11 protein-coding genes are annotated in these 12,749 nt (G+C 47.8%); 8 read left to right on the plus strand and 3 right to left on the minus strand.

All coding sequences use genetic code 11. From position 1 onward, the window contains the following. Nucleotides 1–115: 115 nt before the first annotated feature. The 8 genes from rpmB (at nucleotide 116) to HXT33_RS01475 (ending at nucleotide 8,505) form a co-directional block, all read left to right on the plus strand. Nucleotides 116–310 (plus strand): 50S ribosomal protein L28, encoded by a 195-nt coding sequence (gene rpmB, locus HXT33_RS01440; RefSeq protein WP_004105392.1) that lies wholly within the window; start codon nucleotides 116–118, stop codon nucleotides 308–310. Between the two features lie 267 nt (nucleotides 311–577). Then, the gene (locus HXT33_RS01445) at nucleotides 578–2,971 is read left to right on the plus strand and encodes an ATP-dependent DNA helicase RecG (RefSeq protein ID WP_421787251.1); all 2,394 of its coding nucleotides are present in this window, start codon (nucleotides 578–580) and stop codon (nucleotides 2,969–2,971) included. Between the two features lie 216 nt (nucleotides 2,972–3,187). Beyond that, the gene (locus HXT33_RS01450; protein ID WP_375169064.1) at nucleotides 3,188–4,336 is read left to right on the plus strand and encodes a PfkB family carbohydrate kinase; all 1,149 of its coding nucleotides are present in this window, start codon (nucleotides 3,188–3,190) and stop codon (nucleotides 4,334–4,336) included. 468 nt (nucleotides 4,337–4,804) lie between these two features. Further along, on the plus strand, nucleotides 4,805–5,101 hold the full coding sequence (gene rpsF, locus HXT33_RS01455; RefSeq protein WP_004136958.1) for a 30S ribosomal protein S6: 297 nt from the start codon (nucleotides 4,805–4,807) through the stop codon (nucleotides 5,099–5,101). Between the two features lie 141 nt (nucleotides 5,102–5,242). Then, nucleotides 5,243–5,848: a single-stranded DNA-binding protein gene (locus tag HXT33_RS01460; RefSeq protein WP_004128901.1), complete on the plus strand. Its 606-nt coding sequence runs from the start codon at nucleotides 5,243–5,245 to the stop codon at nucleotides 5,846–5,848. 108 nt (nucleotides 5,849–5,956) lie between these two features. Further along, nucleotides 5,957–6,205 carry a 30S ribosomal protein S18 gene (gene rpsR / locus HXT33_RS01465; RefSeq protein WP_004105399.1) on the plus strand — a complete coding sequence of 83 codons (249 nt, stop codon included), beginning with the start codon at nucleotides 5,957–5,959 and terminating at the stop codon, nucleotides 6,203–6,205. A 16-nt stretch (nucleotides 6,206–6,221) separates the two neighbouring features. Continuing rightward, nucleotides 6,222–6,668, plus strand: coding sequence for a 50S ribosomal protein L9 (gene rplI, locus HXT33_RS01470; protein WP_004128899.1), 447 nt, complete (start codon nucleotides 6,222–6,224; stop codon nucleotides 6,666–6,668). Between the two features lie 295 nt (nucleotides 6,669–6,963). Beyond that, nucleotides 6,964–8,505, plus strand: coding sequence for a zinc ribbon domain-containing protein (locus HXT33_RS01475; protein ID WP_421787252.1), 1,542 nt, complete (start codon nucleotides 6,964–6,966; stop codon nucleotides 8,503–8,505). Between the two features lie 27 nt (nucleotides 8,506–8,532). On the opposite strand, the gene HXT33_RS01480 is transcribed toward HXT33_RS01475, so the two are convergent. The 3 genes from HXT33_RS01480 to HXT33_RS01490 all read right to left on the minus strand — a co-directional run bounded on the left by HXT33_RS01480 (nucleotide 8,533) and on the right by HXT33_RS01490 (nucleotide 12,538). Further along, nucleotides 8,533–9,849, minus strand: coding sequence for a hydroxymethylglutaryl-CoA synthase (locus HXT33_RS01480; RefSeq protein ID WP_421787254.1), 1,317 nt, complete (start codon nucleotides 9,847–9,849; stop codon nucleotides 8,533–8,535). Nucleotides 9,850–9,873: 24 nt separating this feature from the next. Beyond that, entirely contained in the window at nucleotides 9,874–11,238 is a 1,365-nt protein-coding gene (locus HXT33_RS01485) for a hydroxymethylglutaryl-CoA reductase, degradative (RefSeq protein ID WP_421787256.1), read from the minus strand. 79 nt (nucleotides 11,239–11,317) lie between these two features. Continuing rightward, the gene (locus tag HXT33_RS01490; protein WP_421787258.1) at nucleotides 11,318–12,538 is read right to left on the minus strand and encodes an acetyl-CoA C-acyltransferase; all 1,221 of its coding nucleotides are present in this window, start codon (nucleotides 12,536–12,538) and stop codon (nucleotides 11,318–11,320) included. Nucleotides 12,539–12,749 lie beyond the last annotated feature (211 nt).

Genomic DNA, 12,749 nt, shown 5'->3' on the forward strand with positions numbered 1-12,749 from the left:
GCGTGCTTATTTGTTTGTGCTGTTTGCGTAGGCTATTTGAATACGTAATTTGCGCGGGCAGTGGCATGGTTGAATGACGCAAGACTTGCAAGTCAAAGAAAATAGGGAGTCCATTATGGCAGCTCGTTGCGCAGTATGTGGCAAGGGACCGCAGACCGGTTTCAGTGTTTCACATTCGCATATCCGCAATAAGCGCACCTTCCGCCCGAATCTTCAGCCGGTTCGCACTACTATTGATGGCGAAAATGTTCGTCTTCGCGTGTGCGTGAAATGCATTAAGGCTGGCAAGGTTCAGCGCGTTGAGGCGTGAATCGCGTATTGATTGCGTTTAAATTGTAAGGCCCTGAGCAGCGCTCGGGGCTTTTTTGTATTTGCATTTTCCCCGCGTTTGGAGGGTTTGGTCTGGTGTATCGCTCCAAATGTGAGCAACTTTCCTCGTGTTTGGAGGGTTTTGTCTGGTGTATCGCTCCAAATGTGAGCAACTTTCCTCGTGTTTGGAGGGTTTTGTCTGGTGTATCGCTCCAAATGCGAGTTAAGTTTCTCGCGTTTGGAGCGCGCTTAAGTAAATGCTTTGCGGATGATTTATAATCGAAATATGCTAAATATGCCCACGAACTCAGCCAAAACGCACGCTGCACTTTCCTCAATAATCAGCAACAAGCGCCGCGTTTCTGCTCTGAAGTCACTTGGCATCATCACAATCGAAGACGCTCTAACTTACTACCCGTTCAGGGTTACAAATCCGCTAAAAATTGCGCGTTTGCGTGATGTTCAAATTGGCGAAGAGATTGCGTTTTATGCTCAGATTCAGTCGATTAACCTTGTGCCAATGAACGCGCGCCGCGGGTTTAGGCTTGAAGTCAACGTTTTGCAAGATCAGCAATCAGCTGCGCAACTTATTTATTTTTCTAAAAATCGCGCTTACGCTAATTGGCTTTCGTCTAGGATGAGAGTTGGTGAAAACGTTGTGATTGGCGGCGTGTCGAGCGCTTTTAATGGCCGACTTCAGTTTGCGCATCCGCAGATTTTAATAGTAGATTCACAAAATCACGATAGTTTTAATAAGTCTGCCGATACTGTTGGAAGCGTTGAGGAAGGTTTGGCTAGACTTTGCGCCCCGCAGCCGGTTTATCACGCAAATTCTAGGATTTCCAGCGAGCATATTCACGAAACTGTGCTTTCTGTGATTTCTGCACTTTCCGCATCTAATCAACCTGCTCAGCCCGCGCAACCGGCTCAACCCACACTTTCCGCCCAAATCCCCAATATTCTTCCGGAATCCGTGCTAAAAAAGCGCAATCTTTTGCCTCGCGCGGAAGCAATTTGCGCTATTCACAATCCTCAATCAACCGACGAATTTTACAAAGCTCTTGCCACGTTGCGTTACGAAGAAGCTTTTGTTTCGCAAGTGGCTGTGCTGCAATCTCGCGAAAATTCTAAAAATAATCAGGCAAAATCCTGTAATAATTCTCGTCTTCGCTGCAAATTTACGGAAAGTTTACCGTTTTTGCTTACGAGCGGCCAGCAAGAGGTTATTGACGAAATTATTGGCGATATGCATGAGCGCCGCCCAATGCGTCGACTTTTGCAAGGCGAGGTTGGTTCCGGAAAAACGGTTGTGGCTGTGAGTGCAATGTTGGAAGCGGTCGGATCTGGGTATCAGGCGGTTTTGGTTGCTCCAACTCAGGTTCTGGCGTCGCAACACGCCGAAAATTTGCGGCAGATGATTAAGCGGGCGAAGCTAAATGTTCCTGTTATTTTGGTTACTGGCGGCATGAAGCTTGCCGAGCGTCGCCGCGCGCTCGCGAATGTTGCAAGCGGTGAGCCGGCGCTGATTGTGGCCACGCACGCAGCTTTTTCTGCGACTTTTAAGCCGACTAATTTGGCGCTGGTTATAATTGACGAGCAGCATCGTTTTGGGGTTGCGCAGCGAGATGTGCTAATGCGCAAAATGAGCGAAGATTCGCCTGCTGAAGTTTCGCGTGCTGAAGATTCACATTCTGAAGTTTCGCGTGCTGAAGGTTCTTCAATCACCCCGCATCTTTTGGTAATGACAGCAACTCCTATTCCGCGCTCTGCCGCAATGACTTGGTTTGGCGATTTGGATGCTTCGTATTTGACTGAACTTCCGGGCGGCAGAAAGCCGATTCGCACTTTTGTGGTGCAGGAAGCAGATGCTGCTACTATGGCGCGCATGTTTGCCCATATTCGCTCGCGAATTGACGCGGGGGAGCGTGCTTACGTGGTTTGCGCGCATATTGAGGACGATGATTTAGAAAGCGACGATGATTTATCGCAGGGCGATTCCGACTTATCTCGCGCCGCTTCCGACGATTCAGCAAACTTAACTCCTGCCCGTAAATTGCACACGGTTACCGGCATTTTAAGGCGACTTTCCGCACTTCCGCAGTTCAAAGGTATTAAGTTTGCTCAGCTTACCGGCCGCGACGATGACGCAACAAAGCGCGAAACTATGGAGCGTTTTGCGCGCGGAGACGTGCAGGTTTTGGTTGCAACTACTGTGATTGAGGTGGGCGTTGACGTGCCTCAGGCAAGCTGCATTGTGATTTTTGATGCGGATCGATTTGGTCTTGCGCAATTGCACCAGTTGCGTGGTCGAGTTGGGCGCGGTGGCACGAATTCTTGGGCGTTTTTGGTTGCGCAAACCGATGGTGACACGGTTGCTCAGGAGCGTTTGCAGGTTGTTGAAAATTCCCTTGATGGAGCGGTTATTGCGCAAAAAGATTTGGAATTGCGCAATGTTGGCGACGTTTTGGGCGATTCGCAGTCTGGTGGAAGCTCGAGTTTGAAGCTTTTGCGCGTTGTTCAAGATGCGAAGATTATTGCGCAGGCGCGAGATGACGCTGCTGAAATTTTGCGCGACGACGTGCATCTTACAACTTTTACGAATCTTGCTGGCGCTGTTTTAGACTTTACTAGAGGCGGACGCGCGCAAATCGTAAGCAACTAAACTTGCGTAGTCAAGTCTAATTAAGTCTAATTAAATCTAATAAAATCTAATCAAATCTAATAAATAAAACTCCTAAAATTGTAGTTCCTAGCACAAAAATAAACAAAAATACATAAAATTTTATAAATTTACGTGCATATTATGAGATTTGTGAATATCCTAGAAAGTAAGCAAAGGTAAGGATCATTTGTAATAGCAATAGAGATGAGGCCTACAATGACAGAACGTGAACAGCAAATCTTGGCTTGGATTCAACAAAATCCAATGATTAGTCAACAGGAACTTGCAAATCTTGCAGGCATTACTCGTTCTGGTATTGCGGCTCACATCTCTAATCTCATTCGCAAAGGCTACTTGCGCGGCAAGGGCTATATTGTTACGCCTCCAAGCTACGTAACCGTTGTTGGCGGCATTAGCATGGACGTGCTGGGAATTGCTTGCGGCGATTTGATGGATTACACGTCTAACGCTTCGCGCGTTCGTTACATGCTCGGTGGAGTTGGGCGAAATATTGCAGTTGCTTTGGAGCGACTTAATGTGCGCACAAGCATGGTTTCTGTGTATGGCGGCGACCACAATGGCGAATTGTTCCGCATTGATGCTGCTGCAAACGGATTAGATATTGGTTACGCAAAACAGCTTCCGGATTCTATGACCGCTTCTTACATGTATGTTGGCGACGCTTCCGGCCAGCGTTTGCTCGCTTTGGATGACATGAGTATTTACGACCACATGACTCCTGATTTTCTGCGCGAACGCATGTCGATTATTGAAAACGCAGATATTTTGGTGCTTGATACTAATATTCCACAGAAGTCGTTTGAGTGGTTGTGTGATAGGTATCGTCGTCCGATTATTGTGCGCGCGATTACGGATGCGAAGGCTCCGCGCGTGCTGTCTAGATTGTCTAGAATTGATACTCTTGTGCTAGATACTGCCGAGTCGCAGGCGCTTACTGGCATTAATGCGATTGACGAGCGTTCCGCGACGCGTTGCGCGGGTGCGTTGCTTAAGCGCGGCGTGAAGAATGTGTTTGTGAATGCTGGTCGCGCGGGTGTGGCTTATGGTGTGGCAGATGAGGGAGTGGCGTTTTACCCTGTGCCTGTAAAGCGTGTGCAGCGAATGATGCTTGCGCACGGTAATGGGAACATTGGCGTTGAAGCTGTTGGAAACGATAATGGTTCTAGCGATGCTGCGACGGCGGCGTTGATTTATGCGCGATATAACGAGTTTGATTCAGCTAAGACTGGTCGTTTTGCGGTTGCTGCGGCGGCTCTTAATACTGAGTCGATGCAGCCTGTGCACGAGTCGCTCAATCCGGAGCTGATTGCTAATCGCATGGTTGATATTCACGAGCGCGCGTAATCGCGACGACCTAAACTGCTCGTGTTTGGAGGGTTTGGTGTGGCGTATCGCTCCAAACGCGGGGAGATTTTCTCGCGTTTGGAGGGTTGTGGGTTGTGTATCGCTCCAAACGTGCGCAACTTTTCTCGTGTTTGGAGAGTTTAGGAGGGCTTGGCGCTCCAAACGCGGGGAACTTATCTCGCGTTTGGAGGGTTTTGGGTTGTGTATCGCTCCAAACGTGCGCAACTTTTCCGGCGTTTGAGTCGTTTTGGCCGGATTTTCCGCTTCTGTCTTTCACTTTTATCTCTTAACTATGTCGTCGCGAGCGCGGGGTAGAATAGCCAAGTTATGTGCGGTTTTAACGCTGCAAGCTGCCTAATTAGCGACTTCTGAGTTAAAGACTAGCGAAATCAGCAAAACGCCGCGCATATTTGCAAACACACTCCTGCTGTGGAAAGTCCATAGCCGATAGTCCGAAGGAGGTGGGTGATGTCTGCACATAAGTATGAACTGATGTTCATTGCAAATCCTGAGCTGGATGAGCACGGTCTTAAGAAGTTGACCGAGCAGTATCTTGAGCTCGTCACCAACGAGGGCGGTTCTGTTGACGGTACCGATTACTGGGGTCGTCGCAAGTTCGCTTACGAAATTGACGGCAAGACCGAAGGTAACTACGTTGTGGTTAACTACACTGCTGAGCCAGCCGTAAGCGACGAACTTGACCGTGTTTTGAACCTTAACGAGTCTGTAATCCGCACGAAGATTCTTCGCAAGGACGCTAAGTAAATAAGGTAATAAAGTAAATAATTGCAAGATTTAGTAAGATTTAGCTATATTTAGCAAGAATTTAGCAAGAATTTAGTTAGATTTAGCAAGAATTTAGTTGGATCTTAAAATCAAGCAAAAGCGAGAAAGAAAAGGCAAACTATGGCAGGCGAAACAATTATCACTGTTGTGGGAAATCTCACGGCAGATCCTGAATTAAGGTCGCTTTCTAATGGTGCTTCTGTTGCAAGCTTTACCATTGCGTCTACGCCTCGTACGTTCAATCGTAATACGAATCAGTTCGAGGATGGTCCTGCATTGTTTATGCGCTGCTCAGCTTGGCGAGACCTGGCAGAGCATTGCGCTAATAGTCTTTCTAAAGGTATGCGCGTTATTGCGCAGGGCCGATTGTCGCAGCGCTCGTATCAGGCGCAAGATGGTTCAAATCGCACGGTAGTAGAGCTTACTATCGATGAGATTGGTCCTTCTTTGCGTTACGCAACTGCTCAGGTTAATCGACAGACTTCCGCAGCTGGTTTTGCTGGCGGATCTCGTGCAGCTGGAGCTGGTAACGGTGCGAACGGTGCAAGTAATCCTAACTTCGCTCAGGGCGGTTATGCTGGCGGCGCGAATTACGCTGCAAGTCAAGCTGCTTCCAATGCGAATGCTGGAGCAGATCCGTGGAGTTCTGCACCAACGAACGACGGATTTACTACTTTCGGTGCCGGCGCTGATTTCGGCGGCGACGAGCAAGAGCCGGAATTTTAGGCTGTTTACTTAATATTGCTTAATATTATTTGCTTAATACTAATAATTTCATCATCAGTTAAATGTTATGCGAATAAATAGCATAACGGATTTGAGAGAGGACATCTTATGTCACGCAAGAGGCCGCAACCACCGGTCAAGCCTTTCAAGAAGAAGCCAAATCCTCTGAAGGCTGCCAAAATTACTGAAATTGATTATAAAGACGTTGCTTTGCTGCGCAAGTTCGTTTCTGACCGCGGCAAGATTCGTTCCCGTCGTATTACCGGCGTAACCGTGCAGGAACAGCGCAAGATCGCGAAGGCCGTGAAGAACGCTCGCGAAATGGCTTTGCTCCCATACGCCACTACCGGTCGCTGATTGAGAGGTTGTAACAATGGCTGAAACTAAGGTTATTCTTACCAAGACTGTTGCCAACCTCGGTCACTCTGGTGACGTTGTTGAAGTTAAGGCTGGCTATGCTCGTAACTACCTTATTCCACAAGGTTTAGCTTTTGCTTGGAATAAGGGTGCTGCTTCCCAGATTGAGGCAATGCGTCGCGCTCGTTTGGCTAAGGCTGTTGCTACTCGTGAAGAGGCTGTTGCAGCTAAGGCTCAGATTGAAGGCACCGTTGTTGAGCTCGCTGCTAAGGTTTCCGAGTCCGGCAAGCTCTTCGGTGGCATTTCTGCCGAGAAGATTGCTGCTGCTTTGGCTCCAAAGGCCGCTGTGGAAGCTCGCGCAATCAAGGTTGCTGCTATTAAGACCACTGGTGAGTTCCCAGCAACCGTAGCGTTGCATCCGGAAATCACCGCTTCCTTCACCGTGAAGGTTGTGGCTGAGTAGTAGATAGCTCTCGTTAGCAGTTTTGTAAATTTTACGAAATTGCTAGATTGTGAAATTTTACGAGATTTTACGAGATTTTACGAAACGTGTGTGGCAGGCAGATTGTTGTTTAGCTGTTTGCTTGTTTACTTGCGTTGATTGAACTTAAGCATTGGCTCTGCGCTGTGTTACTTGGGTTTTAAGACTCACGTAACACCGGCGCAGAGCTTTATTATTTGTTTTATCGTTTATCTATTAGAATTGATGATGGTTATGCGATTTAGCTTATGATTTGCTGCATGATAGAAGGTTTCGTATGTTTTGCATTAATTGTGGTAATCCTATCAATGGTACAGTCAAGTTCTGCACAAAATGCGGTGCAAGAGTAGAAGATGCAGCTTCTCAGCAGCCGCAGGATCAGCAATCACAACAATCGCAGCAGTTGCAACAATCGCAGCAGCCGCAACAGACTTACGCGCCTCAGCAGACTCAGCAATACCAGCAATACCAGCCGTCTAATCAATACCAGTCGTCTCAGCAATACCAGCAGACTCAGCAATATCAGCCGTCTCAGCAATACCAGCAATCGCAACCGTCGGCTTATACACAGCAGCTTAATCCAGTCAAACCGAAGTTTTCCAAGTTCTTTGCAGCGCTAAGTCAACCTAAGAATCTTATTATTGCCGTAATTTCCGCTGTTGTTGTAATTGTGCTAGTTGTATGCACTTGCGTATGGTATTTCCGCTCGAATAATAATTCTTCATCAACTCGCGGCGCAAATTCTAATCTGAATGCTGCAGGTAACAGTTTTAATAACGCAAGCGCACCTAAAGCTTTAACTCAAGACGATATTATCTCAAATGCCGGTAAAGCTTACAAAAATTTGATTGATAGCGGATCTTATACTTCTACTAATTTCCCTCAGCATTACAGCTATTACTACGCATTGTGGGATATTGATGGCGACAATATTCCGGAAATGGTTGTTACTGCGTCTGAAGATTTCAATATTGGTGAAGATCAATATATTCACGTATTCTCGTACAAAAATGGAAAGATTGTTTCGTATCCGGACATTATAGATAAGCATGATATTTATGAAGAGCGTGGCACTATCTTCTTCGGTGGCAATCATGACGGTATTGTTGTTGCAAGATCGTATCAAACTCCTGAAAATGATGGTGTTGATGGTCTTCCTTGGCATGTGTATACATACAAAATTAATGGTAAGAGTTTTGATAAATCTACGGTTGACGTTGATAAACCTATAGAATTTAAGACCAAATTTACTACAGGCTCGTTGGCTGGTTTGCAAAATTTTGTGTATCCAAAATTTGTGTCTGTTAACGACTTAACTGATATAAACAATCTGATTGATACCCCGAATTTAACTCCTGAGCAGAAGAAGATGAATAAAACTATTAATGAGTGGCTCGAAAAAGGGTATCAAGTTTTTTCTGGAACTGTTAAGAGGTTGAGTGCTGAAGAAGCGTACGATTATCCTGGCACTACTCCAAATGATCCAAATGCTAAGGATGAAGTTATGAAATCTCTGAACGAAGGAAACGAAGGAAACGGTACTTTTGACATTATTGCATTAGATCAGAAGCGTTCGGGTAACGGTTTTCGCACTGGAATGTATGGTGGGTTTATGCCAAGTCACATGATATTTGATCTTGTTTCTGTTCGATTTGATAATTCGGATAAAGATCAGGCTGCGTTTGTTGAAAAGTATGCGGGCAAAAAGATTATGGTTGCGGCTCACCCAGGTGGCTATGACGGTGGAAATTGGATGGAATTGCCGGCTCGTCAGCCTACTGTGGGTGAGATTCATTTGATAAAGGATTATAGCGAGTAGTTTATGCCGCGCACTTTGTGCCTCGCTTTAGTTCGAGCTATAGTGGCGCTCTTGCGATGTGATGCCTTCGAGGAAGAAGTGTGCGCGCTCGCGGTGAGACGTATCGCTTACGAAATCTTCCGGAGCGTAAGGCGCAACGCTAGAAAACATCTCCTCGTAATCTGCAACGCTTAATCGCACGCGCGAATCGAGCATATCCGCGTGCTCTCGAACAAACAGCGCGTCTTTAAATCCTGGAACAAGAGTTGCGCTAAAGAACTCGCCAACAGCGCCGGATCCGTAAGAAAATAGGCCGATTTTATCGCCGCTTTTAAGTGGAGGAAGCTCGCTATTTTCGTGAGAGCATCCGTCTAACTCAAGTCCGTCTAACTCAAGTCCGTCTAACTCAAGTAAAGACAGCAATCCCAAATACAGGGAACCCGTATAAATATTGCCTACGCGACGACTGTACTTTGTGCTTGTTTCGTAGCGCGAAAGTAATCGATTGCGTGACGACTCGCTTAGGTTGCTATTATCGCAAGAATCAGCGCAAGTAGTATCGCAAGTATCCATCGCCGCTTTAAGCGCTTTCAAACCCATTTTCGTATACGGCAAATGGAAGCAAAGTCCTGCAAAATCGTTGAAATTACAATCGTTTTGCGCACAATACTTTTGCCACACGTCGCAGAAAAATTCTATATACTGCTCAGTCGAAAACTTGCCGCGAGCAAGCGCAGTATCCTGGTAAACTGGTCGCCAAAAGTCCTGAATATCCGCGGATTTCACAACGCTATCGTCGTTAATTTTAAGCACGTGCGGATTCGCGCTCACAAGCATTGCCACAGCACCAGCACCTTGCGTTACTTCGCCAGGGGTAGCAAGCCCGTAACGCGCAATATCGGACGCAATTACCAGCACTTGCGGATCTTTTTCGGCGTGCGCGCGCACGTAGTCGCATGCCATCATCAAAGCTGCAGTGCCGCCGTAGCAAGCTTCTTTTACTTCAACGACACGCACCCACGGAGTGAGTTTTAGCAGATTTTGAACGTATAGTGCGCTTGATTTGCTTGCGTCGACGCCGCTTTCTGTGCCGACGATTAGCATTTTGAGGCGATTGCTATCGATGTGGGGTAACAGTGGGAGAGCGGCTTGGGCGGCGAGGGTGACGATGTCTTGGTGATTTGGTGGCACGGATTGCTCGCTTTGGCCGATTCCGATTGTGAATTTATTAGGGTCGATTCCGCGCGCGTTTGCAAGATCTGTGAGATTTAAGTAGTAGTGCGGGGTAGCGAAGGAGATGCGGTCGATGCCGACGGCAAGTGGAGTTGTGGTATTGGTTGTGGTTTTGGTATCTCGTGTGTTCATTTTCCCTAAATCCCTAAATTTTCCTCAATTTTTACTTGGTTCGCGAAATGTTTTAAGTAATTGCGCAACTTTTTCCGTAGTTCTTTCTGCAGGACTAAGTTGCAGAAGATTTTTTGCGATTTTCTCGATTTCTTCGCCTTTAGCGCCGGCTGCGATTGCAAGATTTGAGGCATGCAACAACATGTGACCGGCCTGAATGCCGGGGCCTGCCAACGCGCGCAGTGCCGCAAGATTTTGCACTAAACCGAGGGCTGCAAGCGTGTTTCTAAAGTCGTTTGCGTTTTTGTATTTGCCGATTTTAAGAGCGAGTTTTGCCATTGGAAGAGATGAGATTGAGCCGCCAACAATGCCGATCTGTAGCGGAATTTCAATACGGCCATGGAGTATGGTTTGGTTGTTTAAGCTTTCGGTGTTCCACGTTGACAGTGGTAGGTAGCGACCGGAGCGCGCCGCCCACGCGTGTGCTGCCGCTTCTAGCGCTCGCGTATCATTTCCGGACGCGAGCGCGGCTCCTGCAATGCCGTTCAGGATTCCTTTGTTGTGCGTGGCGGCGCGTTCAGGGTCGCTGGCGGCTAGCGCGCTTAATGCCGCGATTCGGCGTGCGAGGCGCTTTCCTTCGCCTTCGCGTTCGCATTCTTCAAGCCGCCTGGATGCGAGCGCTTCAACCGGTATGTGCACTTCTGCTGTGGTGGCAACGCGGCTTGTGTTGGTAAGAATCGCCACAAGCGCCTCAACGCCGAGCCAGCTTTCCAGCTGGGCTTTGACGGCTTCGCCCATAGTGTTCACTGTGTTTGCGCCCATTGCGTCGCATGTGTCTACGTCAATCTCGAGTTTGGCGAAGCCGTGCAAAGCTGAAGCGCGGCATTTTCGCGCGCCGCCACCCCTTTTACTCATTGATGGGTGTGACTCGTTTGCAACGCGCAGCAAATCCTCAACCTTTGCACAATCCTCAACAATCTCGCGCAAACGCGCCGCCACGCTCCCGTCCGCGTCTTCAAAAGCAATTTGCGCGGTGGTTACGTATTGTGGGGAGTGCGCAATAATTCCGCATTCATCATCAGCAACAGCCGCAACACCTGCCGCATCACAAGCCGCCGCCGCAATCCTCGCCCCATTGCACGCGGCCGCAATCACGGACGGCTCCTCTGTTGCAACCAGCACATCCCGAGCCTCGCCGTTCACAATCAGCCCGCGCACAACGCCAACCGGCAGCGTGTACTTTCCAATCTGATGCTCAATCATATGATTTGCAACATCCGCGGGAATCGTAGTATCAGAACTTTCCGAAAGCTGCTTAAGTAAAAAAGTTGCTTCAGACTCGTTTATCGCGCCATCATTTTTTAAGGTTTTGATGCGATTTTCCACGCTTAATTCACGAAAAGCAGTCATCGAAATCACCTCATGATTTTACCGACTACGAATGCTACTGATTGCTTCGCATTCTAGCTTGATTGTTTCGCATTCTAACTTAATTGTTTCGCATTCTAATCTGCATCGCAACGCCAATTCCGCCGCCAACGCAAAGAGCAGCCACTCCGTTTTTCTTATTGCTGTCTCGCAAAGCGTACATAAGCGTAGTCAAAATTCTCGCTCCGCTAGCACCCAGCGGATGACCGAGTGCAATCGCACCGCCCCTCACATTTAGCTTCGACTCGTCAATATGAAGTTGCTCCGAAACTGCAATGCTCTGAGCAGCAAAAGCCTCATTAATCTCAAACAAATCAATGCTTTCAACGCTGCTTCCGGTTGCGCGTAGCATGCGTTCCATCACGTGTTTTGGAGCGTATCCCATTAAATCTGGGTCAATTCCGCCTTCTGCAAATCCCACAATTTGCGCAAGATATTCAATTCCGCGCGCTTGCGCGTAATCTTTGCTCATAAGTACGAGGGCTGCGGCTCCGTCGTTGATTCCGCTTGCGTTTCCGGCAGTTACGGTAGATTCGCGCTCGCTAACTTCGCGCTCCGCGCCTGAATTTTCGTCCGACGCCTTAAACAGCGTGCGCAATTTCGACAACTGCTCTAAAGACGTATCTTCGCGAGGATGTTCGTCGCGTGTTACAACAGTTCCGTCTGCAAGAGTTACTGGCACAATCTCAGAGTCAAAATCGCCTCGTTTAATAGCGGCAACAGCTTTTTGGTGAGATTTAAGCGCAAAAATATCTTGTGCTTCGCGAGTAATACCAAATTTTGCGGCAACATTTTCTGCAGTAACGCCCATTGCGTCGCCTGTAAAAGCGTCGTTTAAGCCGTCGCGCTGCAGGCCGTCAATAAGCGAAAAGTTTCCGTATTTGTGTCCGCTAAATCGCGAGTTAGTTGCATAAAATGGCACGTTGCTCATACTTTCGGTGCCGCCTGCAACAACGACTTGCGCGTCTCCCATTGCGATTGCAGATTGTGCTAATCGCACTGCTTTTAAGCCGGATCCGCACACTTCGTTAATAGTCATTGCGCAGCTGGAAGTGTCGAGTCCTGCGCGCAATGCGATTTGGCGAGCTACGTTCTGACCGCTGCCTGCTTGCAAAACGTTGCCAAAAATGGCCTGATCTACGTCGTGAGCATTAAGACCTGCGCGTTCGATTGCGGCTTTTGCGGCAATCGTTCCTAAATCAACTGAGGAAAGCGAAGATAAGCTGCCGCCGAATTTGCCAATGGGCGTGCGTACAGCGCTCGCAATCACCACTTCAGTCATATGTTTAGCCACCTAATCAATTGTTTGTTGCATTTGAATTGCAACATACCAACCGGACTACTTTATCGTATTCCTGAGCAAAATCGAGAGTCTCAAAAAATTCTTCTCGGTTTTTTCACAATTAGACTTACTTCAGTGAGTTTATGTATTCTGTGAAAAGTGATTACTTGTTGATTAGCGAACACTAACATCTGTGCTTCCGCTAACACCA

Source organism: Gardnerella sp. DNF00753 (assembly GCF_049244275.1).
GTDB classification, from domain to species: domain Bacteria; phylum Actinomycetota; class Actinomycetes; order Actinomycetales; family Bifidobacteriaceae; genus Bifidobacterium; species Bifidobacterium greenwoodii.

Excerpts from the sequence above, each read along its gene's own strand:
- rpmB (WP_004105392.1), top strand. The coding sequence starts at position 116 with ATGGCAGCTCGTTGCGCAGTATGTGGCAAGGGACCGCAGACCGGTTTC.
- HXT33_RS01445 (WP_421787251.1), top strand. The coding sequence starts at position 578 with ATGATTTATAATCGAAATATGCTAAATATGCCCACGAACTCAGCCAAA.
- HXT33_RS01450 (WP_375169064.1), top strand. The coding sequence starts at position 3,188 with ATGACAGAACGTGAACAGCAAATCTTGGCTTGGATTCAACAAAATCCA.
- rpsF (WP_004136958.1), top strand. The coding sequence starts at position 4,805 with ATGTCTGCACATAAGTATGAACTGATGTTCATTGCAAATCCTGAGCTG.
- HXT33_RS01460 (WP_004128901.1), top strand. The coding sequence starts at position 5,243 with ATGGCAGGCGAAACAATTATCACTGTTGTGGGAAATCTCACGGCAGAT.
- rpsR (WP_004105399.1), top strand. The coding sequence starts at position 5,957 with ATGTCACGCAAGAGGCCGCAACCACCGGTCAAGCCTTTCAAGAAGAAG.
- rplI (WP_004128899.1), top strand. The coding sequence starts at position 6,222 with ATGGCTGAAACTAAGGTTATTCTTACCAAGACTGTTGCCAACCTCGGT.
- HXT33_RS01475 (WP_421787252.1), top strand. The coding sequence starts at position 6,964 with ATGTTTTGCATTAATTGTGGTAATCCTATCAATGGTACAGTCAAGTTC.
- HXT33_RS01480 (WP_421787254.1), bottom strand. The coding sequence starts at position 9,849 with ATGAACACACGAGATACCAAAACCACAACCAATACCACAACTCCACTT.
- HXT33_RS01485 (WP_421787256.1), bottom strand. The coding sequence starts at position 11,238 with ATGACTGCTTTTCGTGAATTAAGCGTGGAAAATCGCATCAAAACCTTA.
- HXT33_RS01490 (WP_421787258.1), bottom strand. The coding sequence starts at position 12,538 with ATGACTGAAGTGGTGATTGCGAGCGCTGTACGCACGCCCATTGGCAAA.